Raw genomic sequence first — 26101 nt, forward strand, 5'->3', positions numbered from 1 at the left:
GACCCATCCCATCACGCACGCGGCCGGCCGGTTGACCCGGGGGACGACGAAGCCCCGCTCCCGAAACCGGAACGGCTTCGTGCGGGGCTTGCGTGTCGGACCGCGGTCCTGGGTGGCTCCGACGGGCGTCGATCCCGTGACCTCACGATTTTCAGTCGTGCGCTCTACCAACTGAGCTACAGAGCCCTGGTGAAAGATCAGCCGGTCACCTGGGTGACCGGCTGATCGTTCTGCGACCCCGACGGGACTTGAACCCGCGACCTCCGCCGTGACAGGGCGGCGCGCTAACCAACTGCGCTACGGGGCCTCGTGTGAAACTTCCGAACGAGACCGTACCACTTCATTTTCACTGCTGCGAATCCGTACCCCCAACGGGATTCGAACCCGTGCTGCCGCCGTGAAAGGGCGGAGTCCTGGGCCGCTAGACGATGGGGGCCCTGTCCTGCTGAGCGCCCGTGACACCTGAGTGCCCCAGAACCGAAAGCAGCATACGTGACGCCGGTTCGATCCCCCAAATCGTCGGCCGCCGGGGCCCGGAACGTTGCAACGGCGCGGTCCGGGCGGGTTAGGTTGGCGGTATGGGCGACAACGACGCGGTCCGCGACGAGGCGGTCGAGAAGGAGCTCCTGAACCGCTACCTGCGCAAGGCCAGGCGTGAGCTGCTCGCCACGCTCGACGGTCTCTCCCAGGAGCAGATCAGGTGGCCGATGACGGGGACCGGCACCAACCTGCTCGGCCTCGTCAAGCACGTCGCGAGCGTCGAGATCGACTACTTCGGTGCCGTGTTCGGTCGACCCTCGCCCACCCTCCCGTGGATGGCGGACGACGCGCCCGTCAACGCCGACATGTGGGCGACCGAGGAGGAGTCCCGCGCCTCGATCCTCGAGCTGCACGCCGAGTCCGTGCGGATCGCCGAGGCGACGATCGCCGAGCTGGGTCTCGACGCCGCCGGTCACGTGCCGTGGTGGGGAGAGCGCGGCGCCGTCACGCTGCGCCAGATCCTCGTGCACGTGGGGTTCGAGGTCTCGCGGCACGCGGGTCACGCCGACATCGTGCGCGAGCTCATCGACGGCCGGGCCGGCAGCGGGGACGGGAACCTGCCGGAGCTCGAGGTGAAGCAGTGGGCGAACCACCGCGAGCGGCTCGAGGAGGCGGCGACGGCGGCTGCCGCCCGCTGGGCCGAGGTCGAGGGGCCCTGATGGCGGTGGAGATGACCCTCGAGGACTTCGAGGTCTGCGTGGGGGAGGGGCTCGACCTCGTGCCGCAGGAGCTCGCGGACCTCATGGAGAACGTGGTGGTGCTGGTGGAGGACCTGCCGCCGGCGGAGGAGCCGCAGGATCTCCTCGGCCTCTACGACGGCACGCCGCTGACCGAGCGCGACGGCTGGTGGGCCGCCGGTTCGCTGCCCGACCGCATCACGATCTTCCGCCTGCCCACGCTCGCCGTCTGCGAGGACGCCGAGCACGTCGCGGAGGAGGTGGCGGTCACGGTGGTGCACGAGATCGCCCACCACTTCGGGATCAGCGACGAGCGTCTGCACGAGCTGGGCTGGGACTGACGTGCCGAGCGCGTCCCGCGCCGGCGCGATCCTCCTGCTGACCCTCGGGCTCCTGGCCGGGTGCACGCCGCCCGACGGCGGAGCCCCCGCCGCCGATCCGTCTCCCTCGGCGACGGCCTCTGACACCACGCCGGCCACCGCCACGCCGACCCCCGCCGCGCCCGCCGTCCCGGCCGCCCCGGAGGCGGTGCCGCTCCCGCTGGCGGGCCTCGTGATCGTCGTCGACCCCGGCCACCAGCTCGGCAACCGGAACTTCCCGCGCGAGATCAACGCGCTCGTCGACGCGGGCAACGGCGGCACCAAGGCCTGCAACACCACGGGCACGGCGACCGACGACGGTGTCCCCGAGGCCACCGTGACCTGGGACGTGTCGGCGCTCGTCGTCGCGGACCTGCGCGCCCGCGGTGCCGAGGTGGTCCTGACGCGCGAGACCAACAGCGACGACGACTGGGGGCCCTGCATCGACGTGCGGGGGAGCACCGGCAACGACCGCGCCGACCTGCTCCTGAGCATCCACGCGGACGGGGGGCCCGCCACGGCGCACGGCTTCCACGTGCTGCTGCCCGCCGTCGACAGCCCCGTCCACGACGACTCGCTCCGCCTCGGCGAGGCGGTGCGGGTCGGGCTCGAGACGGCCGGGATCGACCCCGCCACCTACGTCGAGGGAGCGATGCGCGCCTCGGACGACTACGCCACGCTCAACCTCTCGGCCAAGCCCGCCGTGATCGTCGAGCTGGGCAACATGCGTCACGACGGCGACGCCGCGGCCCTGACCGACCCCGCGGGGCAGGCGGTCCTCGCGCTGGCGCTGGTCGACGCCGTCGAGGCCTACGTCGTCGCGACCCCGACCGGGGCTCCCTGACGTCGGATCGACGCCGGATCGCCGTCGGGCGCTATCATCGCCACATGACGATGACTCGCGACGGCGCCGACGGCCACTGCGCCCCGACCTCGGACCGCCACGACCACGCCGCGGTCGCGGCCGTGTTCCGGGCGCTCGCCGATCCCGCCCGGCTCACGATCGTGCACGCGCTGGCCGACGGGGAGCTCCGGGTGACCGACCTGGTCGCCAGGGTGGGGCTGGCGCAGTCCACGACGTCGGCCCACCTGGGCGTGCTGCGCGAGTCGGGCCTGGTCGCGCCGCGCGCCGAGGGGCGGGCGACGTTCTACCGGCTCACCACGTCGGCGCTGATCGCGCTCGTCCACCGCGCGGAGGAGCTGCTCGACGACGGGCTGCACGCCGTCGTCCACACGCACGAGGTGCTCGACACTCCCGCGGGGGCCTGAGATGGGACACGACCACGCGCACGCGACCGCCGGTCAGCGCCACCGCGGCCGGCTCGTCGCGGCGCTCGCGATCACGGTCGGCGTCATGGTCGTCCAGATCGTGGCGGCCGCCGTCACCGGCTCGCTCGCGCTCCTGGCCGACGCCGGGCACATGCTCTCGGACGCCGCGGGGCTGACGATCGCGCTGATCGCCACGTGGCTCGCCGCCCGCCCCGCGACCGACCGCTGGACCTTCGGATGGCAGCGCGCCGAGGTCCTGGCGGCCCTCGTGAACGGCGTCGTGCTCTCCGTGGTCGGGACGGTCGTGATCGTCGAGGGGGTGCGTCGGCTCGGCGAACCCGCCGAGGTCGGGGGGCCGCTGATGCTCGCCGTCGGCGTCCTCGGGCTGATCGCCAACCTCGTCGCGCTGCGGCTGCTGTCGGAGGGCAAGGACGAGAGTCTCAACGTGCGCGGCGCCTACCTCGAGGTGCTGGGCGACCTGCTCGGTTCCGTCGCGGTGATCGTCGCGGCCGTCGTCATCACGACGACGGGCTGGCAGCGGGCCGACGCCGTCGCCTCCATCGCGATCGGGGTGTTGATCATCCCGCGCGCGCTGTCGCTGCTGCGCGACGTGGCGCGCGTGCTGCTCGAGGGCGCGCCGGCCGAGCTCGCCGTCGACCAGGTGCGCGTGCACCTGGCGGGCGTGCCCGGCGTCGTCGAGATCCACGACCTGCACGCGTGGACGATCACGTCCGGCGTGCCGGTCCTGACGGCGCACGTCGTGGTGTCCGACGACGTCGCGACCTCGCAGGGCTACTGCGCGGTGCTCGATCGGGTGCAGGAGTGCCTGAGCGGTCACTTCGACGTCGAGCACTCGACGCTGCAGATCGAGCCCGCATCGCACAGCCGCGAGCACCCCGAGGTCGCGACGCACGCCTGAGCGCCCGGAAAGTACCTCGCGAATGCCCGAAAGTGCCTCGCGAACTCCTCAGCGCTGGGGGCGGGCCTCCCACGCCGAGGTCACCATGTCGGTGACCGAGTGCCGCATGGCCCAGTCGATGTCGCGCGCGGCCAGGGTGCCGTCGGCGACGATCCGGTCGGGGTCACCGGCGCGGCGCGGGCCGATCTCCGGCGTGAAGTCGCGACCCGTCGCGACGGCGAACGCGTCCATGATCTGCTTCACCGACAGGCCGTCACCGCTGCCGAGGTTGTAGACCCGCTCGAGCTCCCGGCCCGCCTCGAGCGCCTGCGCGGCCGCGACGTGCGACGTCGCGAGGTCGACCACGTGCACGTAGTCGCGCACGTTCGTCCCGTCCGGCGTCGCGTAGTCGTCGCCGTTGATGCGCGGTGTCCGACCCTCGGCGAGCGCCTGGACGACGAGCGGGAAGAGGTTGTGCGGGGAGGTGTCCGCCAGCTGCGTGGTGCCCGAGCCGACGACGTTGAAGTAGCGCAGCGAGGTGTGGCTCAGGCCGTGCGCGCGACCGGCGTCGGCGATCAGCCACTCGCCGATCAGCTTGGACTCGCCGTAGGGCGACTCCGGGGTCGTCGGGGTGGTCTCGGTGACGAGGTCGACGCGGGGCGTGCCGTAGGTCGCCGCGGAGGAGGAGAAGACGAGGTTGCGCACCTCGGCCTCGACCATGGCCTCGAGCAGGCTGATCGTGGCGGTGACGTTCTGCGTGTAGGTGTGCAGGGGCCGCTTGACGGAGACCCCGGCATACTTGAAGCCGGCCAGGTGCACCACGCCGGTGACGGCGTGCTCGCGCAGCGCCGCGGTGACGGCCGCGGTGTCGAGCAGGGTCGCCTCCACCAGGGGGACGCCCGCGGGCACGTAGTCCCGGTGCCCGCTCGAGAGATCGTCCACGACGACGACGTCGATGCCCGCCTCGCCGAAGGCCCGCACCACGTGCGATCCGATGTAGCCCGCTCCGCCGGTGACCATCCACGCCATGGTTCTGGACTCCCTCGTGCCCCTCGGGGGCGTCGTCAGCTCGTTCGGATTTCGATCACAAACTACCACGTTCGGACATTCTCGAACGTGGCCGCGGTCAGGACGCGACCGGCAGCGTGATTCGCACGACGGTACCGCTGCCGCTGCCGCGCCGTGCCGGCTCGGTCCCGTCGCCCCCTCGCGACGGGCTCCGGCGACGGGGTTCGACGCATCTCGGCGGCGCGCGCGGGTGACGCCGGTCACCTCAGCGCGCCCGGCGGGCGGCCGTGTGGGACCATGGTCACGACGATGCGCCCATTCCGGTGCGTCGTGCCGCGAGATCTTCCGCCCTCCCCGTGGGCCCGCCCCAGCACCCAGCTGGTCGGAGCGCCCGGGACGCAGGGGCGATCGCATCCTTCCGCGGCCCCGGCCGCGAGACGTGGGCGCCCCAGGCGCCTCGTTCCGCAGAACAAGAACTGGACCCACGTGTCTTCTACTCCTTCCGCTGCGCCCTCCTTCGCCGATCTCGGCATCCCGCAGCCGATCATCGCCGCCCTCGAGGCGCGCGACATCACCTCCCCGTTCCCGATCCAGGTCGCGACGCTTCCCGACTCGCTCGCCGGTCGCGACGTGCTCGGCCGCGGCCGCACGGGCTCCGGCAAGACCCTCGCCTTCGCGCTGCCGCTGATCACGCGCATCGCGAAGGGCCGTCACGCGGCCCCGAGCCGTCCGCGAGCCCTCGTGCTCGCACCGACGCGCGAGCTCGCCAACCAGATCACCGACACGCTGCAGCCGCTCGCCAAGGCCATGGGCCTGAGCGTCACGACGATCTTCGGCGGCGTGGCCCAGGGCAAGCAGGTCTCCGCGCTCCGCGGCGGCATCGACATCCTCGTCGCGTGCCCCGGCCGCCTCGAGGACCTCATGGGTCAGAAGCACGTCATGCTCGACGCCGTCGAGATCACCGTGCTCGACGAGGCCGACCACATGGCCGACCTCGGCTTCCTGCCCGGTGTCACGCGCATCATGCGCGCCACGCCCGCCGTCGGGCAGCGTCTGCTCTTCTCGGCCACGCTCGACAACGGCGTGGACGTGCTCGTCAAGCGCTTCCTCGACAAGCCGGTCACGCACTCGGTCGATCCGGCCAGCTCGCCGGTCGCCGCGCTGACCCACCACCTCTTCGAGGTCGGCAACGCGGAGGAGAAGAAGGACGTCGTGGAGGCGCTCGCCGCCGGCCGCGGCCGTCGTCTCCTCTTCATGCGCACCAAGCACCAGGCCCGCCAGATGGCGCGTCGCCTGACCTCGGTCGGCATCCCCGCGACCGACCTGCACGGCAACCTGTCGCAGGGTGCGCGCGAGCGCAACCTCGCCGCGTTCCACTCCGGTGACGTGCGCGTCATGGTGGCCACCGACATCGCGGCGCGCGGCATCCACGTCGACGACGTCGACCTCGTCGTGCACGTCGACCCGCCCGCCGAGCACAAGGCCTACCTGCACCGTTCAGGCCGCACGGCCCGCGCCGGCGCGGGTGGCGACGTCGTCACCCTCGTCCTGCCCGAGCAGCGCGGCGACGTGCGTCAGCTGACGCGCGCCGCCAAGATCACCGCGACGCCGCAGCGTGTCCGCGCGACCGACGCCGCCGTGCGCGACCTGGTCGGCGAGCTCGCCGACCGCGTCGACGCAAGCGCGATGCCCGCGGGTGCCGCGACCAAGCCCGAGCCCCAGCCGGTCCGCCGCAAGGCCTCCGGCGGCGCGCCCGCCGGTGGCGCGGGTGCGCCCGGCGGCCGGGGTCGCGGTCGCGGCCGTGGCGGCGCCGGTGCGCCGGCTGCCGCCGGTTCGAACGGTCCCGGTCGTCAGGCTGCCGGTCGTGGCGAGCAGCGCTCCGAGCGCCCCGCGGCGGCCGTCTCCGGTGGCGGCGGTGGCCGTGGTCGGGGCGGCTCCGAGGGCCGCGGTGGCGCCGAGGGCGGGCGCGGCGGCGCGGCCGCCAACCAGCAGACGCGCCGCGGGCAGCGCTCCGCGGCCAAGGGCCCGAAGGGCGAGTCCCGCGGTGACGGCGTGCGTGGTTCCGGCGCTCGCGGCGGCAGCGCGCGCGGCGGCGGCCGCGGGTCGGCCCCCGTCACGTACAGCACCAGCTCGGGCGGCGGCGCGGGCTTCGTGCCGATGACGCAGCGCTGATCCGGCACTGACGAGGCTGCTCAGCACCACAGCACCACAGCACCACAGCACCACAGCACCACAGCACCACAGCGACGGCGGCGGCGGACCCGAGGGTCCGCCGCCGCCGTCGTCGTTCCACCGGATTCTGGGCGGTACGGCCGTCCCGTCGACAGGTGTGCCGTCCAGCGAGTCCGACGGGACACCCGGACCGCCGGACGGGACCCCGCCGCGCCACGGATCGATCCGTGTGCCGAGCGGCGACCAGGATCGGGCAGGGTAGAGGCATGGGAGCAGACACCTCACGTGGACCGACCATCGCCGCCGCGATCGAGCGCAAGCTCGAGAAGCGCGCGGCGAACCTCGTGTCCCGCCGCGGCTGGCGCCCGACCCCGCTGGTGTTCGACAGCTACGGTCGCGCCGCCGTCGACGGCCAGCCGGGCTGGATCCGACTCTTCTGCCGCGTGCTGGTGATGCCGCCGACGTCGCGTCGCAGCGCCGAGGGCCGCTCGCGCGGCTGGCGCCGGTACATCTCCGTCTCGGCGCCGGACCTCCCGGTCCGGGTGCGGATCGGGGACGTCGTCCACCGCGTGCGCACCGAGCCCGGCGGCTACATCGACGTCCAGCTGCCCGTGGACCTCACGCCCGGCCGGCACGAGGTCTACGTCGAGGTTCCCGGCGGGGCCGAGGCGGGTCGTGGACGCGTCGACGTCGTCGACCCCTCGATCGGCCGCGGCCTGGTCAGCGACATCGACGACACCGCCATGATCACGCTCCTGCCCTCGCCCGTGCAGGCGTTCTGGAACACCTTCGTGATGCACGAGGGGCAGCGCCGGGCCGTCCCCGGCATGGCCACGTTCCTCGAGCGCGAGAACCAGGGGTTCCTCGTCTACCTCTCGACCGGTGCGTGGAACTACGCCCCGGTCATCCGCGAGTTCCTGCAGCGCAACGGCTTCCCGTCGGGCGCCCTGATCATGACCGACTGGGGGCCGTCCACGCAGCGCTGGTTCCGCTCCGGCGTCGAGCACAAGCGCACCCAGCTGCGCCGCCTGCGCGAGGAGTTCCCGGAGCTGCGGTGGACGCTCGTGGGCGACGACGGCCAGCACGACCCGGCCATCTACTCCGAGTTCGCGGCGGAGTTCCCCGAGGAGGTCCACACGGTGGCTATCCGCACGCTCACGCCGGCGGAGCACCTCGTCACGGCCGGTCACCCGATGGCGCCGGACGACCTCGCGCAGATCATCCCCGCCGTGGCCCTCGAGGGTCGGGAGCCGAAGAAGATCCCCGACAGCGTCCGGCAGCTGCGGGGCGGCGACGGCAACGCGCTCGTGGTCGCCACGCTCGAGGAGGCGCCGGAACCCGGTCCCGGACGACGCCGTCGCACCGGTCCCGGCCGTCGGGCCGCCGGGACGGGCCGCCGCACGCCGTGACCGCGGGGGAGCGGCGGCTCCCTCAGCGGGCGACGACGTTGCGCAGCTCCTCGCCCGCGAGCAGCGCTGCGACGTTCGCCTGGATCAGCTCCTCCGACCCCAGCGGGCGTCCGCCGGCCGAGTGCGGCGTGAGGATGAGGTTGGGCGCGTCCCAGAGCGGGTCCTGCTCGGGCAGCGGTTCGGTGGCCGTCACGTCGAGCGCGGCGCCGGCGATGAGGCCGTCCCACAGCGCGGTGCGCAGCGCGTCCTCGTCGACCGTTGCGCCGCGGCCGACGTTCACGAACCAGGCCTTGCGCGGCAGCAGCGCGAGGGTCTCGGCGTCGACGACACCCGCCGTCGCCGACGTGGCCGGGAGGATGTTGACCAGGACGTCGGCCCCGGGCAGCACGTCGGGCAGTGACGACGGCGTCACGACGGGGAACCCGGCGCGCTCGCCGGCGCTCTGCGCAACGCCCACGACGTCGGCGCCGAGAGCGCGCAGGTGGGCGGCGAGCCGCTGCCCGATGCCGCCGAAGCCCCAGACGACCACGCGGGCGCCGTCGATCATCGTGAACCGCTCGGCGTTGTCGAGCGGCTGGTCGACGGTCAGCTCGCGCGCCCAGCGGTGCGTGCGGACGGCCTCGGCGGCGATGTCGAGGCGTCGCGCGGCGGCGAGGATGAGCGCGAGCGCGTGCTCGGCGACGGGCCCGTCGTGCAGACCGGTGCCGGACGTGAGGACGACGTCGTCGGCGAAGCCCGCCTGCTCGACGACGTCGGTCCCGGCCGTCAGGGTCTGGGCCCAGCGCACCGCGTGCAGATCGGTCGCCGCTCGCTTCAGCCAACGGGGCGAGATGCTCCACAGCACGATCGCGTCGGCGTCGTGGTGCTCGTCCGGGAGCGGGTCACGGACGGAGTAGAGGACCGTCTCCACGCCCTCCGGCAGGTCGAGGTCGAGGGGCATGGCGTCGGGGAGGAGCAGCTTCACCCTCCCAGTCTGCCCGGGATCTGCCGGTCTCAGGCCAGGTGGAGCTCGGTGAAGCCGTCGAGGCAGTCCTCCCCGAGCACCGGCAGCAGGGCCTCGCGAGCGTCGTCGAGGAAGGCGGTGGTGAGGTTGAGGTCGGCGTCGCGCACGTGGTCGCCGTGCTCGCGCTCCACCCGCATCACGGCGGCGACGCCGCGCAGCCAGTCCTCGAGGGCGTCGGCCAGGGGCAGGTAGGTCCCGGCGACGCTTCCCCTCACCGGGCACTCCGGTGAGGAGGTGTCGACCGCGACCCCGTGCTCCCCGGTCAGGGCGATGACCACCCAGGACCCGGGCCAGGAGGTGTCGGCGCGTGGTTCGCCGTGCACGTGGACGACGGCGCGACCCTCCTGCAGGCGCGGCAGGTCGTCCCGGCCGGCGAGCTCGAGCGCCAGGACCCCGCCGATCGCGGTGCCGCGCTCGATGTCGACCGTGGCCAGGAAGTCCTCGAGCGCGCTCGAGGTGCCGGGGTCCGTCCTGCCGGGCGACGGTTCCCCCGTCAGCGTGAGGCTGCCGCGGTCACCGGTGCGTCCGAACGTTCCCACCAGGTCGACGACGGCGTCAGCGAGGGTCATGGCTGCATCCTGCCAGCGGTGGGCGCGAGTCTCGCCGATCGGCCGCCGACTCCCCGGAACAGGGGAGCAGCGGGCATGGTTGATACCAGAGCAGGACCATCGGAGAGGAGTCGGCAGTGACGTATCAGGTCTGGAAGAGCGACGAGGAGTGGCGCAGTCTGCTGGAGCCGCAGGAGTACGCGGTGCTGCGGCAGGCGGGCACGGAGCGGGCGTGGACCGGTGAGCTCCTCGACGAGAAGCGCTCGGGCACCTACTCCTGCCGCGCGTGCAAGGCGGAGCTGTTCACCGCCGAGACGAAGTTCGACAGCCACTGCGGCTGGCCGAGCTTCTACGCGCCGAAGGAGGGCGACGCCGTCGAGCTGATCGAGGATCGCAGCCACGGGATGCTGCGCACCGAGGTGCGCTGCGCGAACTGCGGCTCGCACCTGGGGCACGTCTTCGACGACGCGCCGCAGACGCCCACGGGCGACCGGTTCTGCATGAACTCGGTCTCGCTCAGCTTCGACGCCGCGGAGTAGCGACCCCCGCTGCCCAGGTCCGGCGTCGGACGACGAACGGCGGCCACGCTCCCGAGGGAGCGTGGCCGCCGTTCGTTGCTGCGGGTGATGCGTGACGCTGAGATCAGCGGCGCGTGCCCCTGCGGCCCGTGACGAAGCCGTAGACCAGCAGGACGACGAGGGAGCCGCCGATGGCGAGCGCCCATGTCTGGATGCTGAAGAACTCCTGCAGGTCGGCGTCGAACAGCAGCCGGCCGAGGAAGCCGCCGACGAGGGCGCCGACGACACCGAGGATCAGGGTGGCGAGGATGCCGCCCGGGGCGCGGTCCTTGAGGATGGCCTTGGCGATGGCGCCGGCGATGAGTCCGAGGACGATCCAACCGATGATGCCCATGATGTTGCTCCTTCTACGAATACGAGTGAACCTGGATCAGCAGGCCCTGCGTCTACGGTGATCGGTCCGGAGTCGTTCGTCAAGGAAACTGTTTGTCAATCGAACCGTCGAGCGCTTTTAGGGGCGCTCAGGGCCGGTAGGGAACCGTCAGGCGACGAAGACGCTGAGCCTCTCGGGCGGTGCGGGCGTCGCCCTCGCCGATGGCGGCGAGCGCATCCGGCAGCTCGGGGCCCGCGTGCTCGGGCAGACCGTGCTCGACGACGAGCGCCGATGCGAGCGCCAGGAGATCGGGCAACCCGCGCACGCCCGCCAGCGCCAGCGGCGGCAGCGAGGTCACGAGCAGGACCAGGGCCTCTCGCGCCCCGCCGCCCGCCGCAATCCGTCGGAGCGGATCGACGGCGCGCGCCAGCACCTCCTCCGGTGCGACCGCGACCCTCGCGAGCGCAGCGCCCGTGACGGCGCCCCACGGCTGCCCGCGCCCGCTGAGGTGGAGAGCGACCTCGACCGCCGCGGCGCGTGCGTCCGGCACGCCGAGGAGCTGATGGGCCAGCACGGCCCCGACGGCGTCGCCCACCCGCCCGTCGAAGGAGGTGAGGGCGCCTCGGGTCTCGCCGAGGGCTGAGCCGCGGTGGCGGGCGACGTGCGGGAGGAGCCACGCGGCGTGCAGCTCCGGGTGGTGCGGCAGCGGGAGGAGCGCGAGCCACCCGACGTCGCCCGACGGCGTCCCCGAGCGGTAGCGGCCGTCGAGGTCGCCCGCGAGCGTGGGATGGAGCAGGGGCGTCGTCAGCGGTCCCGGCGTGCCCGGCACGACGGCGGGCGCCTCCGCCGTCACCGCCGACCACGGGCGGGACGGCTCGCCGACGCGAGGGGTCCGGGACCCGGTCTCGACGCGCACGACGGCGAACCGCGGCTCCGCCAGCCCGCCCTCCTCGAGCCAGTGGGCCAGTCGAGTCCCGGCCGGCGTCCCGAGCGAGCGCGCGCCGGCGACGGCGTGCCGCAGCTCCGCCTCCTCGAGCGGAACCGTGACCCGCAGCAGCGCCTGCTCGAGGTCGAGCGGCCACGGTTCCCAGCTCTCCCGCGCGGCCCGCGCCAGGCGTTCGACGAGCACCTCGAGCTCGATCGTGCCGTCGGTCCGGCTCGGCGTCGCCAGCAGCAGCGGGACCGGGTGGGAACCCAGCAGCCGCCCGACCTCGCCCAGGCGCGCCAGGTGGGGCAGGGGCGAGTCGGGCGGGCCGCCGGGGCCGACGTCGTCCTCGGCGGTGTCGCCCCCGCGCACGAGTCGCGCCAGGAAGGAGACGACGGCGCCGAGCGGGCCGGGATCGCCGTCGCCGGTCGACCGGATCGTCCGCAGCAGGCGGTGCGCGAGGTCGCGCGCCTGGGGCGTCCCCCCGAGGTCGCGGCCCCCGAGCCCGCTGACGGCGTCGCGCAGGCCCCCGGGATCGGCGGCCCGCAGGTGCACGACGGCGGCCAGCCCCGACTCCCACGCGAGCAGCGTCCCGGCGCGGCCGCGCAGCAGGTCGACGACCGCGGAGGGAGCTGCGTCCTGCACCGGCCAGGAGGCGCGAGGTGCGGTGGGCGCGGTGTCGTGCCCGGTGGCCGCTGTCGCCACCGCCTCGAGCGGCCCCGGGCCCAGCAGGGTGCGCGCACGTGCGCGGAGCGCCGGATCGAGCGCGCCGGCGAGCTGCACCAGGTGCGCCCGCACGTCGTCGGGGACGTCGCCGGCCTTGCTCCCGACGAGCTCGAGCGCCCGCTCCGCGACGTCGATCGCCGGATGGTCGAACGCCGCCGACGCGGTCAGCAGGACGGCGGCCACGTCCTCGCCGGCGAGGTCGTCGCGGCGCGCGAGCGTCGCCAGTCGCGCGAGCGCCGTGCGCGCGGTGCCCTTGGCGGGGCGGCGCAGGATCGCGGCGCTGGCGTCCAGCAGGTCGGGGAGGGGGACGAGCCCGGCATCGTCGAGAGCGCCGAGCGCTCGCTGCGCGAGGGTGACGGTGGGCCCGTCGTCGCTGCGGGCGAGGCCGAGCAGCGTGGCCACGTGCGACGCCCACTCGCCGGCCGAGGGCTCGAGGCGAGCCAGCTCCGCGCGAGCCGTGCGCAGCGGTGTCGCCCGGCCTCCGCGCGCGAGGTGGTCGACGGCCGCTGCGATCGCCTCGGCCCGGGAGGGGGGCGGTGCGCCGACCCGGGGAAGCCTCATGCGGTCAGGCTAGCCGCGGGGCCGGGTCGGCCGACGCGCTAGGTTCGAGGGGTGACGGGAGTGCTCGCGGGGTTCGCGCTGATCGGCGCGATCATCGCCGTCGGCTACCTCGTGGGGCGCTCGGGCGTGCTGGGGGAGGACGCGAGCTCCGTCCTGTCCCGCCTGTCCTTCTTCGTCGGCGCGCCCGCCCTGCTGTACGTGACGCTGGCCCGCTCCGACGTCGGCGCCCTGGTGGACGCCCGCTCGCTCGTCTCCTACGGCACGTCGGCGGCGATGATCGTCGTGTACGTCCTCGTCGCTCGGTTCGCGATGCGTCGACCCGCGGGCGAGACCGTCATCGGCGGCCTGAGCGCGGGCTACGTCAACGCCGGCAACCTGGGCATCCCGATCGCCGTCTACGCGCTCGGCGGTGCGGCCGCCGCGGCGCCGACGATGATCTTCCAGCTCGTGCTGCTCGCGCCCGCGTCCTTCATCGTGCTGGACCTGCTGGAGAACCGGGGTCAGGGGCGCCGGCTGCGCAACGCGCTCGCACCGCTGCGCAACCCGATCCTGCTGGCCTCGGTCGCCGGCGTCGTCAGCGCGGCCACGCACTGGGAGCCGCCGACGATCGTGATGGCCCCGATCGAGACGCTCGGCGGCGTCGCCGTGCCGGCGATGCTGCTCGCGTTCGGCATCTCGTTGCGGGGGTCGCCGCTGCCCGGCCGCTCGCCGGTCCGAGCGCAGCTCGGTCTCGTCGTCGTGCTCAAGTCCTTCGTTCAGCCGGCCCTCGCCTGGGGACTGGGCGCCGCCGTCGGCCTGACGGGGGAGGCGCTCCTGGCGGCGGTCGTGATCGCCGGCCTGCCGACGGCGCAGAACGTCTTCACCTACGCCGTCCGCTACGACCGCGGCGTCGTCCTGGCGCGGGAGTCGGTGCTCGTGACGACCATCCTGTCGGTGCCCGTCGTGCTGGTCGCGGCGGCCGTCCTGGCCTGACGGTGTCCGAGCGGGGGGACCGCGCCGCGACCCGGCGGTGCATCAGGATCCTGGTCATCCCTCGAGGCCCGTGCCTACCGTGGTGACGAAGGCCATCCCTGCCGAGCAGCACCCAGACGAGGAGTCGTCCCCCATGGAGATCACCGCCCAGCACGGCCTGTTCAAGGACACGCAGCTGCACGTCGACGACACGGGCGGCCCGGGGCGTGCCGTGGTGCTCATCCACGGCTGGCCGCTGTCGGGGGAGTCCTGGAGCGAGCAGGTCCCCGCCCTGCAGGCCGCCGGGTACCGGGTCGTCACCTACGACCGGCGCGGTTTCGGCCGCAGCGACAAGCCGCTCACCGGCTACACCTACGACACGCTCGCCGAGGACCTGCACGCGCTGATCGAGGGGCTCGAGCTCACGGACGTCACGCTGGTCGGCTTCTCCATGGGTGGGGGCGAGGTCGTCCGCTACGTCGCCAAGCACGGGGCCGACCGGCTGCGCAGCGTCGTGCTGGCCGCGGCCGTGCCGCCGTACCTGCTCCAGACGGGTGACAACCCCGAGGGCCCGCTGACCAAGGGCGCCGCCGCGGAGATGGCCAAGGATCTCCGCAGCGACCGCGACGCGTTCTTCGACGACTTCACCACCCAGTTCTTCTCGGTCGACGGCGAGCTGAAGGTCACCGAGGCGCAGCGCCAGGAGGCGATCGCTCTGTGCGCGCAGGCCGACCAGCGCGCCGCGCTGCACTGCATGGAGGCGTTCGGCACCACCGACTTCCGCACGGACCTCGAGTCGCTCGTGTCGGTGCCCACCCTCGTCCTGCACGGCGACGGCGACGGCACCGTCCCGTTCGAGGGCTCGGGCGCGCGGACGCACAAGGCCCTGCCCGCCAGCAAGCTGCACGTGATCGCCGGGGCGCCGCACGGGTGCAACGTCAGTCACGCCGAGGAGTTCAACCGCGTGCTGATCGACTTCCTCGCGAGCTGACCCGCCGGGCACGTCCGGACCGCCTCGCGGCGGCGGTCATCGCCGTCGCCGTCGCGGGGTGAGTCGCACGTTCGGCAGGGCCGGTGCGGGGATGCGGTCCTCCCCGTGCGCCGGCACGACGCCGAAGCGCGCCGCGCGGAGATCGCGGTCCTCCCAGTCGGCGCGGGCCGCGGCCACCTCCTCGTGGGTGCGGCCCACGAAGTTCCACCACATCAGCAGGTCCTCGCCCAGCGGCTCGCCGCCGAGCAGCAGGAGCCGGGTGAGACCGTCGTCCCCGGGAGCCAGGTGCTCCACGCGCAGGCTGTCGCGGCCCCGGCCCAGGTAGAGCAGCGGCCCCTGCGGCAGGTCCTCGCCCGCGACGCGAGCGGCACCGTCGATCATCTGCACGGCGTGCTCGAAGTCTCCTCGCAGCGGGATCTCGACGTCGGCGCCAGGGTCGACCTCGATCTGCAGCCCGAGTAGAGGCGAGTGGATCGACGCCCGCGAGACGGCGCCGTCGTAATCGCCCACGAACACCGTGGCCCGAGCACCGGCGAATTCGCGGACCGGAAGGTCCGCGACGTGCTCGAAGGCGCGGGGGACGAACCGCGACGCGTCCGGCAGGGCGACCCACAGCTGAAGTCCTCGGGCACCCGCGTCATCGACCATGAACTCCGAGTGGGCGACGCCGTCACCGCTCGTCATGATGTTGAGCTCGCCGGGGACGAGGAGCTGCTCGGATCCGAGCGAGTCCCGGTGCAGCATCGACCCCGCCAACGGCCACGTGACCGTCTGCAACCCGATGTGGGGGTGCGGTAGGACGTTCATCGGGACCTCGCCGGGCGTGAACGCGTCGAGGAAGCACCACGCTCCGACCGTCGAGAGGGCGCGGTGCGGCAGCGTCCGGGAGACGACGGCGGCCCGCAGGCCCCCGAGGGGCACGGTGCGCGCCTCGTACCTCTCCAGGACCGGAGCGCCTGCGGCGTCGGCGGGACAGTCCTGCTCGGTGGGTCGCGCGTCGAGGTTCGTCACCCCGGCATCTTCGCCGATCCGGCCGCGCCGCGTGGCGCGCTCTGGCTCTACATGTGTAGCGGGCGGCGCAATGTACCCGCTTCGCAAGGGAAAAACGAGTCACAATCAGGTCACAAAACGAATAGATGCGAAAACGCAAAGCGGTCGCTAACGTGTCGCGTGATCAGGCACGAACGTGCCCTGTCGTGTGCCTCGCGCAGCGGTGGACGAAACACGGACCCCCCGAAGGTGGACAATGCGATCTCTCTCCCTCAACGTGCCACCCGGGAGGCGGTCGCGGTGGCGCGACGGCGTCCGGGTGGCCTCCGCGGCGGTCGCCACCGCGGCCCTCGTGCTGGTCGGCGGATCCTCGGCCATGGCCGGGCCCGGCGACTCGTCCAACGCCTCGGCGCAGTTCCTCTCGGGCAGCCTGCTGTCCGCCGTCCCGGTCGGCAGCGTCGCCGGACTGGGCGGGGCCTCGGCGAGCAACGCCGGGTCACCCGACACGGACGTGGACCGGGTCGGGCTCGACGTCACCGCGCTGAGCGCGATCAACGTGCAGGTGCCCGGCGGCGTCGGCCTCCTGCCGCTCGGTCAGGTCCTCGTTCTCGGGGCCGTCAACCAGTACGCCGAGGCCTCGGACCTCGGCGTCTCGCGCGCCGCCTCCGGGGCCGTCAGCGACGACGGCGCCGTGTCCGTCGGTGGTGGCGGCGACTTCCCCGCCTCGGCCGGCCTCCGGCTCCAGCCGCTCCTCGGCGGGCTCTCCACCGTCGTCGGCGATCTCCAGATCGACCTCGAGGCGATCACGGGCGTCGCGGCCCTCGACGACGCCGTCGGCACCGCTCCCGTCGCCGAGTGCGACTCGCTCGCCGACCCCGAGCACTGCCTCGACTACTCCATCGCCGGCGGTGAGCTGCGTGCCTCCGTGCCGGCCATCGCCGGACTGACCACGACGCTCACCGGAACCGGTGGCGTGGCCAGCACGGTCGACGGCGTCGTGAACGGCCTCGCCGGACCGAACGGCTCCCTCGCGCGAGCCCTCGCGGGCCTGAACGCGGCGCTGACGCCGCTCCTGGGCAACACCGGCCTGAACATCGCCGTCTCGACGAACGTCACCGGCGCGCTCAACACGTTCCTCGACACCCCGCTGACCCAGGACGGCAGCGCGGTCAGCATCAACCTGCGCACGGGCCAGATCACCGCCGACCTCGACGCTCTGCTCGCGGCGACGGACGGCTCCGGCCTCTCGAACCTCGCGCCCGGCACCGAGATCCTCTCGGGGCCGGTGCTCGCCACGCTGGTGAGCCAGGTCAGCGGCCTCCTGAATCAGGTGCCGACCCTGGTCAGCACGCTCCTGACATCCACGCTGAACGCGGCCACGCTGACGATCACGGGCAACGTGTGCCTCGTCGGCAGCGGCGCGTCCTGCTCGACCCCGATCGTCGACATCGGGACCGGCATCAACATCAACGTCAACGGGACCCTCGGCCAGGTGATCGCCGGCACCGCACCCGCCACGATCACGCTCAAGGCCGCCGGCCTCACCATCCCGGTGTCGGTCAGCGCCCTCCTCGGCGCCCTGGCTGCCCCGATCACCGCCGCCCTGTTCAACCCCACGACCGGTGTCGTCGCCACCGTGACCGGATCGACGTCACCTCTGACGCTCGCCGTGACCGGCGTCATCGGCACGCTCTCGGGCCCGCTGCAGGCGTTGAACACGATCGTCTCGCTCCAGGCCAACGTCCAGGAGCAGCCCGTCGCCGGCGTCCACCGCGTCAGCGCGCTGCGGCTCTCGCTGCTGGGCAGCGCCCTCGCCCAGGTCGACCTCGGCAGCGCCCAGGTCGGACCCAACGTGGTCCTGCCGCTCGTGGCGCCGACCGTCCTGTCCCTCACGCCCAGCGAGGGTCCGACCACCGGCGGCCAGACCGTCACCGTCACGGGCACGAGCTTCGTCGACGGTGCGACCACCGTCACGGTCGACGGGACACCCGTCCCCGCCGCCGACGTCACGGTGGAGTCCTCGGCCACCCTGTCCTACCTCACCCCGGCCCACGCGGTCGGACCGGTCGACGTCACGGTCACCAACGAGGCAGGGACCAGCGCCCCGCTCACCTACACCTACGTGGCCGCGCCGACGACGGCGTCGCTCACCCCGCCGTCCGGCCCCACCGCGGGCGGCACCGTCGTCACGATCGCCGGTGACGGGTTCACGCCCGAGACCGTCGTGACCATCGACGGCGTCGACGTCGTCCCGACCGTGAACGACGAGGGCGACTCTCTGACGTTCACCACCCCGCCGAACGAGGCCGGTCCGGTGGACGTCACGGTCACCACCGCGGGTGGCACCAGCACCCCGGCCCTGATCTTCACCTACCTCGACGCCCCGACGACGGCCACCCTGGCCCCTGCGGCAGGGCCTGTCGCCGGTGGCACCGAGGTCGTCGTCACGGGCGCCGGCTTCACGCCGGAGTCGGTCGTCACGATCGACGACGAGGACGTCGTGCCGTCGTTCGTGAACGACGAGGGCACCTCGCTGACCTTCACCACCCCGCCCCACGCGGCCGGTCCGGTGGACGTCGTCGTCACCACCGCGGGCGGCACGAGCACCCCGGCCCTGGTCTTCACCTACCTCGACGCTCCGACCGCCGCCTCGCTCGCGCCGGTCTCCGGCCCGGTGGCCGGTGGCACCGCCGTCGTCGTGACGGGCACGGGGTTCACCCCCGACTCGGTCGTGACGATCGACGGGCTCGAGGTCTCGGGTGTCGTCAACGAGACCGGCACCGAGGTCGCCTTCACCACCCCCGGTGGCGACGCCGGCCCGGTCGACGTCGTCGTGACGACGCTCGGCGGGTCGACCGACGCGCTGGTCTTCACCTACCTGGACGCGCCGACGGCCGCGTCGCTGGACCCCGTCGCGGGTCCGGTGGCCGGTGGCACGGTCGTCACGGTCACCGGCACGGGCTTCGTCCCGGGCTCGATCGCGACGATCGACGGCGTCGAGGTCCCCTCCGACGTCAACGACGAGGGCACCGAGCTGACCTTCACCACCCCGGCGCACGACGCCGGGCCGGTGGACGTCGTCGTGACGACCCCGGGTGGTAGCACCGGTCCGCTGGTGTTCACCTACGTGGACGTGCCGACGGCGGCCTCCCTCAGCCCGGTCTCCGGACCGGTCGCGGGCGGCACCCTCGTCACGATCGTCGGGACGAGCTTCACGGACGACTCCGTCGTGACGATCGACGGCGACGTCGTGGCCGGCACCGTGAACGAGGACGGCACCGAGATCACCTTCACGACCCCCGGTGGTGACGCGGGTCCGGTCGACGTCGTCGTGACGACGGCGGGCGGCAGCACCGAGCCGCTCGTCTTCACCTACGTGGACGCGCCGACGGCCGAGAGCCTGACGCCCGAGTCCGGCCCCGTCGCGGGCGGGACCCCGGTCACCGTCGTCGGCGAGAACTTCGTCCCCGGCACCGTCGTCGTGATCGACGGCATCGAGGTGCCTGTCGTGATCGACGAGACCGGCACCGAGCTGGTCTTCCTCACGCCGGCGCACGACGCCGGCCCGGTCGACGTCGTGGTCGTCACGCCCGGTGGCGAGACCGACCCGCTGACGTACACCTACCTGGACGCCCCGACCGCTGCGACGCTCGACCCCGACCTCGGTCCGGCGACGGGTGGCACGGACGTGATCGTCACGGGTGAGAACTTCGTCGAGGGTTCGATCGTCACGATCGACGGCGTCGAGGTGCCCGCCACGGTGAACGAGGACGGCACCGAGGTCGCGTTCACGACGCCGGCCCACGACGCGGGACCGGTCGACGTCGTCGTCACGACGCCGGGTGGTTCGACGGCGCCGCTGACGTTCACCTACGTGGACGCCCCGATCGCCGCGAGCCTGGCCCCCGTGGCCGGTCCGACCGACGGCGGCACGACCGTCACCATTACGGGTGAGGGGTTCACCCCGGAGTCCGTGGTGACGATCGACGGCGTCGAGGTCGCTCCCACCACGGTGGCCGAGGACGGGCTCACGCTGGAGTTCCTCACGCCGGCGCACGCGGCCGGTCCCGTCCCCGTCACGGTGACGACGGTGGGCGGCACGTCCGAGCCGCTCACGTTCACCTACGTCGCTGCGCCGGTGGCGCTGACGATCGATCCGATCGAGGGTCCGTCCGCGGGCGGCACGCTCGTGCAGATCACGGGTTCCGAGCTCGGGTTCGGGCTCGGTGCGGCCTCCGGCACCACGGTGGTCATCGGGGGGGTCGAGGTCACCCCGATCGTCGCGGCCGGCACGGTGGTCCTGTTCGTGACGCCCCCGCACGCTCCGGGGCTCGTGGATGTCACCGTGACGACGGCGGGCGGCACGTCCGGCCCGCTGGGCTTCACCTACAACGGTGAGGCGCCGACGGCGGAGTCCCTCTCGCCGGAGTTCGGTCCGGTCGCCGGTGGCACGATCGTCACCGTCGTCGGGACGGACTTCACGCCCGAGTCGGTCGTCACGATCGACGGTGTCGAGGTCGACGCCGAGGTGGCCCTCGACGGCCTGTCCCTGACCTTCACCACTCCGGAGCACGCAGCCGGTCCGGTGGACGTCGTCGTCACGACGGACGACGGTTCGACCGAGCCGCTCACGTTCACCTACGTGGACGTCCCGTCGGCGGAGTCGCTGTCTCCGGTCTCCGGTCCGGTGACTGGTGGCACGTCGGTCACGGTCGTGGGTGAGAACTTCACTCCCGACTCGGTCGTCACGATCGACGGTGTTGAGGTTCCGGCCACGGTCAACGACGAGGGCACCGAGGTCACCTTCACCACCCCGGCCCACGGAGCCGGTCCGGTGGACGTCATCGTCACGACCCCGGGTGGCTCGACCGAGCCGCTGGTCTTCACCTTTGTCGACGCCCCGACCGCGGACAGCCTGTCCCCGGTTGCCGGCCCGACCGCGGGTGGCACGTCGGTGACGGTCGTGGGTGAGAACTTCACTCCCGACTCGGTCGTCACGATCGATGGCGTTGAGGTTCCGGCCACGGTCAACGACGAGGGCACCGAGGTCACCTTCACCACCCCGGAGCACGCAGCCGGTCCGGTGGACGTGGTCGTCACGACCCCGGGTGGTTCCACGGAGCCGCTGGTGTTCACCTACGTGGATGCCCCGACCGCGGACAGCCTGTCCCCGGTTGCCGGCCCGACCGCGGGTGGCACCTCGGTGACGGTCGTGGGTGAGAACTTCACCCCCGACTCGGTCGTCACGATCGATGGCGTTGAGGTTCCCGCGACGGTCAACGACGACGGCACTGAGCTGACCTTCACCACTCCGGAGCACGCGGCCGGTCCGGTGGATGTCGTGGTCACGACGCCGGGTGGCTCGACCGAGCCGCTCACGTTCACCTACGTCGACGCCCCCACCGCGGACAGCCTGTCCCCGGTCGCTGGCCCGGTCACGGGTGGCACCGTGGTGACGGTCGTGGGTGAGAACTTCACCCCCGACTCGGTCGTCACGATCGACGGCGTTGAGGTTCCGGCCACGGTCAGCGACGACGGCACCGAGATCACCTTCACCACTCCGGAGCACGCAGCCGGTCCGGTGGACGTCATCGTCACGACGCCGGGTGGTTCTACGGAGCCGCTGGTGTTCACCTACGTGGATGCCCCGACCGCGGACAGCCTGTCCCCGGTCGCTGGCCCGGTCACGGGTGGCACCGTGGTGACGGTCGTGGGTGAGAACTTCACTCCCGACTCGGTCGTCACGATCGATGGCGTTGAGGTTCCGGCCACGGTCAGCGACGACGGCACCGAGCTGACCTTCACCACTCCGGAGCACGCAGCCGGTCCGGTGGACGTCATCGTCACCACGCCGGGTGGTTCGACCGAGCCGCTGATCTTCACCTACGTGGATGCCCCGGTTGCCGAGAGCTTGTCTCCGGTCTCCGGTCCGGTGGCTGGTGGCACGTCGGTGACTGTCGTGGGTGAGAACTTCACTCCGGACTCGGTCGTCACGATCGATGGCGAGACCGTCCTCGCGACGGTGAACGACGAGGGCACCGAGGTCACCTTCACCACTCCGGAGCACGCAGCCGGTCCGGTGGATGTCGTGGTCACGACGCCGGGTGGTTCGACCGAGCCGCTCACGTTCACCTACGTGGATGCCCCGGTTGCCGAGAGCTTGTCTCCGGTCTCCGGTCCGGTGGCTGGTGGTACGTCGGTGACGGTCGTGGGTGAGAACTTCACCCCCGACTCGGTCGTCACGATCGACGGTGTTGAGGTTCCGGCCACGGTCAACGACGACGGCACTGAGCTGACGTTCACCACTCCGGAGCACGCAGCCGGTCCGGTGGATGTGGTCGTCACGACCCCGGGTGGCTCGACCGAGCCGCTCGTCTTCACCTACGTCGACGCCCCGACCGCGGACAGCCTGTCCCCGGTTGCCGGCCCGACCGCGGGTGGTACGTCGGTGACGGTCGTGGGTGAGAACTTCACTCCCGACTCGGTCGTCACGATCGATGGCGAGACCGTCCCCGCGACGGTGAACGACGAGGGCACCGAGGTCACCTTCACCACTCCGGCCCACGAGGCCGGTCCCGTGGACGTCGTGGTCACGACCCCGGGTGGTTCTACGGAGCCGCTGGTCTTCACCTACGTCGACGCCCCGTCGGCGGAGTCGCTCTCGCCGGTGGCCGGTCCGGTGGCTGGCGGTACGTCGGTGACGGTCGTGGGTGAGAACTTCACTCCCGACTCGGTCGTCACGATCGATGGCGAGACCGTCCCCGCGACGGTCAACGATGACGGCACCGAGATCACCTTCACCACCCCGGCCCACGAGGCCGGTCCGGTGGACGTGGTCGTCACGACGCCGGGTGGTTCGACCGAGCCGCTCACGTTCACCTACGTGGATGCCCCGTCGGCGGAGTCGCTCTCGCCCGTTGCTGGCCCGGTCACGGGTGGCACCGTGGTGACGATCGTGGGTGAGAATTTCACCCCCGACTCGGTCGTCACGATCGATGGCGTCGAGGTTCCCGCAACGGTGAACGACGAGGGCACCGAGGTCACCTTCACCACCCCGGCCGACGAGGCCGGTCCGGTGGACGTCATCGTCACCACGCCGGGCGGTTCGACCGAGCCGCTGGTCTTCACCTACGTCGACGCCCCCGTGGCGGAGTCGCTCTCGCCGGTGGCCGGCCCTGTTGCCGGTGGCACCGTGGTGACGGTCGTGGGTGAGAACTTCACTCCCGACTCGGTCGTCACGATCGATGGCGTCACGGTTCCCGCGACGGTGAACGATGACGGCACCGAGCTGACCTTCACCACTCCGGAGCACGCAGCCGGTCCGGTGGATGTCGTGGTCACGACGCCGGGTGGTTCCACGGAGCCGCTGGTGTTCACCTACGTGGATGCCCCGGTTGCCGAGAGCTTGTCTCCGGTCTCCGGTCCGGTGGCTGGCGGTACGTCGGTGACGGTCGTGGGTGAGAACTTCACTCCGGACTCGGTCGTCACGATCGATGGCGTCGAGGTTCCCGCGACGGTGAACGACGAGGGCACCGAGGTCACCTTCACCACCCCGGCCCACGAGGCCGGTCCGGTGGATGTCGTGGTCACGACGCCGGGTGGTTCTACGGAGCCGCTGGTCTTCACCTACGTCGACGCGCCCACTGCGGACAGCCTGTCCCCGGTTGCCGGCCCGGTCGCGGGTGGCACCGTGGTGACGATCGTGGGTGAGAACTTCACCCCCGACTCGGTCGTCACGATCGATGGCGTCACGGTTCCCGCGACGGTCAACGACGACGGCACTGAGATCACCTTCACCACTCCGGCCCACGAGGCCGGTCCGGTGGACGTGGTCGTCACGACGCCGGGTGGTGCGACCGAGCCGCTCACGTTCACCTACGTCGACGCCCCGGTTGCCGAGAGCCTGTCTCCGGTCTCCGGTCCGGTGGCTGGTGGCACGTCGGTGACGGTCGTGGGTGAGAACTTCACTCCGGACTCGGTCGTCACAATCGATGGCGTCGAGGTTCCCGCGACGGTGAACGACGAGGGCACAGAGGTCACCTTCACCACTCCGGAGCACGCAGCCGGTCCGGTGGATGTCGTGGTCACGACGTCGGGTGGATCCACGGAGCCGCTGGTCTTCACCTACGTCGACGCCCCGTCGGCGGAGTCGCTGTCTCCGGTTGCCGGTCCGGTCACGGGTGGCACCGTGGTGACGGTCGTGGGTGAGAACTTCACTCCCGACTCGGTCGTCACGATCGACGGTGTTGAGGTTCCCGCGACGGTGAATGATGAGGGCACCGAGCTGACCTTCACCACTCCGGAGCACGCAGCCGGTCCGGTGGATGTCGTGGTGACGACGCCGGGTGGTTCCACGGAGCCGCTCACGTTCACCTACGTCGCTGCGCCGGTGGCGCTGACGATCGATCCGATCGAGGGTCCGTCCGCGGGCGGCACGCTCGTGCAGATCACGGGTTCCGAGCTCGGGTTCGGGCTCGGTGCGGCCTCCGGCACCACGGTGGTCATCGGGGGGGTCGAGGTCACCCCGATCGTCGCGGCCGGCACGGTGGTCCTGTTCGTGACGCCCCCGCACGCTCCGGGGCTCGTGGATGTCACCGTGACGACGGCGGGCGGCACGTCCGGCCCGCTGGGCTTCACCTACAACGGTGAGGCGCCGACGGCGGAGTCCCTCTCGCCGGAGTTCGGTCCGGTCGCCGGTGGCACGATCGTCACCGTCGTCGGGACGGACTTCACGCCCGAGTCGGTCGTCACGATCGACGGTGTCGAGGTCGACGCCGAGGTGGCCCTCGACGGCCTGTCCCTGACCTTCACCACTCCGGAGCACGCAGCCGGTCCGGTGGACGTCGTCGTCACGACGGACGACGGTTCGACCGAGCCGCTCACGTTTACCTACGTCGACGCCCCGGTCGTGCCCGTCATCACCGGCCTGGACCCCGTCGAGGGCCCGGCCGCCGGCGGCACGGACGTGACGGTCACCGGTACGGGCTTCTCGCCCGCGAGTGTGGTCACCATCGGTGATGACGAGGTCACGCCGACTGACGTCAGCGAGGACGGCACCACGATCGTCTTCACAACGCCCGGTGGCGAGCCGGGTCCGGTCGACGTCACGGTGACGACGTCGGGTGGCGAGAGCGCCCCGCAGACGTTCACCTACCTCGAGGACGACGGCAACGACGACGGCCCCACGGCCGCCGGCCTCACGCCGGGCTTCGGCCCGGTCGAGGGCGGCACCGAGGTGACCGTCACCGGCTCCGACTTCGCGGCGGGCAGCGTCGTGACGATCGGTGGCATCGACGTCGACCCGCTGCAGGTGGCGGAGGACGGTACGAGCCTGACGTTCCTCACGCCGGCGGTCGAGGAGGCCGGGGCGGTCGGCGTCACGGTCACGACCGAGGACGGCACGAGCCAGCCACTGCCCTTCACCTACGTCGACCGCGAGGTCGTCGTGGACGGGCCGGGCGTCCCGGGTGGATCAGTACCCGTGACCGGCGAGTGCTGGCCCCCCGGCGTGACCGTGACGGTCCAGCTGCAGACGAAGGACGGCGTCGCCGTCGGCGCTCCCGTCACCGTCGTGACCGGCGAGGACTGCACGTTCGAGGTCGACCTTCCCATCGGGACGGACGTCCCGGCGGGTGAGTACGAGGTCGTCGTGACGGACGAGACCGGCGGTTCGACCGTCGTCGCGGTCGACGTCGTGGCCCCGGCCCTGACGATCGCGAACGCTCGTCAGACGCGTGGTGCCCAGGAGACCAACACGGTCCGCGGCACCTCCTGGGAGCCGGGCACCGAGGTCGCGCTCGTCGCGTTCTCGACGCCCCTCCAGCTCGGCACCGTGCTCCCGCTCGCGGACGGCACGTTCGAGCTCCGGTTCGCCACGACCGCCCTGCCCGTCGGCACGCACACCGTGCAGGCGACGCAGACGCGGAGCAACGGTCAGGTCGTCGTCCGCGAGGTGACGTTCGAGATCGTCGCGGCACCCGGCGGCGGAACCGGTGGCGGAAACGGCAACGGCGGCGGCACGGGTGGTGGCAGGGGCGGGGGCCTCGCGACCACCGGAGCCGGCATCCTCCCCGTGGCCATCGGCGCGCTGGTCCTGCTCGGGACCGGTGCAGGGCTCGTGGTGCGACGCCGTCGCACCACCGGTCTCGACTGACCCGCGGAGGGCGGTGAAGCCGCCCCGCGA

The 26101-nt window shown here is 72.5% G+C and carries 17 protein-coding genes and 3 tRNA genes; 11 read left to right on the forward strand and 9 right to left on the reverse strand.

The genetic code is table 11. From position 1 onward, the window contains the following. Window positions 1-113: 113 nt before the first annotated feature. The 3 genes from SERN_RS08165 to SERN_RS08175 all read right to left on the reverse strand — a co-directional run bounded on the left by SERN_RS08165 (window position 114) and on the right by SERN_RS08175 (window position 436). Window positions 114-186 (reverse strand) — tRNA-Phe (locus tag SERN_RS08165). A gap of 47 nt (window positions 187-233) precedes the next feature. Next, a tRNA-Asp gene (locus SERN_RS08170) sits at window positions 234-307 on the reverse strand. 56 nt (window positions 308-363) lie between these two features. Further along, window positions 364-436, reverse strand: a tRNA-Glu gene (locus tag SERN_RS08175). A 142-nt stretch (window positions 437-578) separates the two neighbouring features. On the opposite strand from SERN_RS08175, the gene SERN_RS08180 reads away from it, so the two are divergent. Genes SERN_RS08180 through SERN_RS08200 form a run of 5 tightly spaced genes read left to right on the forward strand, consistent with a single transcriptional unit; the run spans window position 579 to window position 3764 of the window. Then, complete coding sequence (locus tag SERN_RS08180; protein ID WP_135849593.1) at window positions 579-1199, forward strand: DinB family protein; 621 nt, start codon at window positions 579-581, stop codon at window positions 1197-1199. Further along, window positions 1199-1558: a metallopeptidase family protein gene (locus tag SERN_RS08185; protein WP_233251550.1), complete on the forward strand. Its 360-nt coding sequence runs from the start codon at window positions 1199-1201 to the stop codon at window positions 1556-1558. The genes SERN_RS08180 and SERN_RS08185 overlap by 1 nt, the downstream gene beginning before the upstream one ends. 1 nt (window position 1559) lies before the next feature. Next, window positions 1560-2420 carry an N-acetylmuramoyl-L-alanine amidase gene (locus SERN_RS08190; protein ID WP_135849594.1) on the forward strand — a complete coding sequence of 287 codons (861 nt, stop codon included), beginning with the start codon at window positions 1560-1562 and terminating at the stop codon, window positions 2418-2420. 44 nt (window positions 2421-2464) lie between these two features. Further along, on the forward strand, window positions 2465-2845 hold the full coding sequence (locus SERN_RS08195) for an ArsR/SmtB family transcription factor (protein ID WP_233251551.1): 381 nt from the start codon (window positions 2465-2467) through the stop codon (window positions 2843-2845). Window position 2846: 1 nt separating this feature from the next. Further along, window positions 2847-3764 (forward strand): cation diffusion facilitator family transporter, encoded by a 918-nt coding sequence (locus tag SERN_RS08200; protein ID WP_135849595.1) that lies wholly within the window; start codon window positions 2847-2849, stop codon window positions 3762-3764. 48 nt (window positions 3765-3812) lie between these two features. Here the strand turns inward: SERN_RS08200 and galE are convergent, their stop codons facing one another. Beyond that, window positions 3813-4772 carry a UDP-glucose 4-epimerase GalE gene (gene galE / locus SERN_RS08205; RefSeq protein ID WP_135849596.1) on the reverse strand — a complete coding sequence of 320 codons (960 nt, stop codon included), beginning with the start codon at window positions 4770-4772 and terminating at the stop codon, window positions 3813-3815. A gap of 465 nt (window positions 4773-5237) precedes the next feature. Here galE and SERN_RS08210 point away from each other — a divergent pair, with 465 nt between their 5' ends. After that, a complete protein-coding gene (locus SERN_RS08210) occupies window positions 5238-6923 on the forward strand; it encodes a DEAD/DEAH box helicase (protein WP_233251552.1) in 1686 nt (561 codons plus the stop codon). A gap of 266 nt (window positions 6924-7189) precedes the next feature. Then, window positions 7190-8332, forward strand: coding sequence for an App1 family protein (locus SERN_RS08215; RefSeq protein WP_135849598.1), 1143 nt, complete (start codon window positions 7190-7192; stop codon window positions 8330-8332). A gap of 22 nt (window positions 8333-8354) precedes the next feature. Here SERN_RS08215 and SERN_RS08220 read toward each other — a convergent pair whose 3' ends face one another. Beyond that, entirely contained in the window at window positions 8355-9296 is a 942-nt protein-coding gene (locus tag SERN_RS08220; RefSeq protein WP_135849599.1) for an NAD(P)-dependent oxidoreductase, read from the reverse strand. A 29-nt stretch (window positions 9297-9325) separates the two neighbouring features. Continuing rightward, a complete protein-coding gene (locus SERN_RS08225; RefSeq protein ID WP_135849600.1) occupies window positions 9326-9904 on the reverse strand; it encodes a hypothetical protein in 579 nt (192 codons plus the stop codon). Between the two features lie 116 nt (window positions 9905-10020). Here SERN_RS08225 and msrB point away from each other — a divergent pair, with 116 nt between their 5' ends. Continuing rightward, entirely contained in the window at window positions 10021-10422 is a 402-nt protein-coding gene (msrB, locus tag SERN_RS08230) for a peptide-methionine (R)-S-oxide reductase MsrB (protein ID WP_135849601.1), read from the forward strand. Window positions 10423-10525: 103 nt separating this feature from the next. On the opposite strand, the gene SERN_RS08235 is transcribed toward msrB, so the two are convergent. Then, on the reverse strand, window positions 10526-10795 hold the full coding sequence (locus tag SERN_RS08235; protein WP_135849602.1) for a GlsB/YeaQ/YmgE family stress response membrane protein: 270 nt from the start codon (window positions 10793-10795) through the stop codon (window positions 10526-10528). A 127-nt stretch (window positions 10796-10922) separates the two neighbouring features. Then, window positions 10923-12986, reverse strand: a complete 2064-nt coding sequence (locus SERN_RS08240) for a hypothetical protein (protein WP_135849603.1) — start codon at window positions 12984-12986, stop codon at window positions 10923-10925. Window positions 12987-13037: 51 nt separating this feature from the next. On the opposite strand from SERN_RS08240, the gene SERN_RS08245 reads away from it, so the two are divergent. After that, window positions 13038-13958 carry an AEC family transporter gene (locus SERN_RS08245; RefSeq protein WP_135849604.1) on the forward strand — a complete coding sequence of 307 codons (921 nt, stop codon included), beginning with the start codon at window positions 13038-13040 and terminating at the stop codon, window positions 13956-13958. 133 nt (window positions 13959-14091) lie between these two features. Next, a complete protein-coding gene (locus SERN_RS08250; protein ID WP_135849605.1) occupies window positions 14092-14928 on the forward strand; it encodes an alpha/beta fold hydrolase in 837 nt (278 codons plus the stop codon). A gap of 36 nt (window positions 14929-14964) precedes the next feature. On the opposite strand, the gene SERN_RS08255 is transcribed toward SERN_RS08250, so the two are convergent. Next, entirely contained in the window at window positions 14965-15939 is a 975-nt protein-coding gene (locus tag SERN_RS08255; protein WP_135849606.1) for a pirin family protein, read from the reverse strand. A gap of 298 nt (window positions 15940-16237) precedes the next feature. Here SERN_RS08255 and SERN_RS08260 point away from each other — a divergent pair, with 298 nt between their 5' ends. Continuing rightward, complete coding sequence (locus tag SERN_RS08260; protein ID WP_158292613.1) at window positions 16238-26071, forward strand: IPT/TIG domain-containing protein; 9834 nt, start codon at window positions 16238-16240, stop codon at window positions 26069-26071. Window positions 26072-26101 lie beyond the last annotated feature (30 nt).

This window comes from Serinibacter arcticus, from assembly GCF_004786095.1.
Taxonomy (GTDB): Bacteria; Actinomycetota; Actinomycetes; order Actinomycetales; family Beutenbergiaceae; genus Litorihabitans; species Litorihabitans arcticus.

Excerpts from the sequence above, each read along its gene's own strand:
- SERN_RS08180 (WP_135849593.1), top strand. The coding sequence starts at position 579 with ATGGGCGACAACGACGCGGTCCGCGACGAGGCGGTCGAGAAGGAGCTC.
- SERN_RS08185 (WP_233251550.1), top strand. The coding sequence starts at position 1,199 with ATGGCGGTGGAGATGACCCTCGAGGACTTCGAGGTCTGCGTGGGGGAG.
- SERN_RS08195 (WP_233251551.1), top strand. The coding sequence starts at position 2,465 with ATGACGATGACTCGCGACGGCGCCGACGGCCACTGCGCCCCGACCTCG.
- SERN_RS08200 (WP_135849595.1), top strand. The coding sequence starts at position 2,847 with ATGGGACACGACCACGCGCACGCGACCGCCGGTCAGCGCCACCGCGGC.
- galE (WP_135849596.1), bottom strand. The coding sequence starts at position 4,772 with ATGGCGTGGATGGTCACCGGCGGAGCGGGCTACATCGGATCGCACGTG.
- SERN_RS08215 (WP_135849598.1), top strand. The coding sequence starts at position 7,190 with ATGGGAGCAGACACCTCACGTGGACCGACCATCGCCGCCGCGATCGAG.
- SERN_RS08225 (WP_135849600.1), bottom strand. The coding sequence starts at position 9,904 with ATGACCCTCGCTGACGCCGTCGTCGACCTGGTGGGAACGTTCGGACGC.
- SERN_RS08235 (WP_135849602.1), bottom strand. The coding sequence starts at position 10,795 with ATGGGCATCATCGGTTGGATCGTCCTCGGACTCATCGCCGGCGCCATC.
- SERN_RS08240 (WP_135849603.1), bottom strand. The coding sequence starts at position 12,986 with ATGAGGCTTCCCCGGGTCGGCGCACCGCCCCCCTCCCGGGCCGAGGCG.
- SERN_RS08250 (WP_135849605.1), top strand. The coding sequence starts at position 14,092 with ATGGAGATCACCGCCCAGCACGGCCTGTTCAAGGACACGCAGCTGCAC.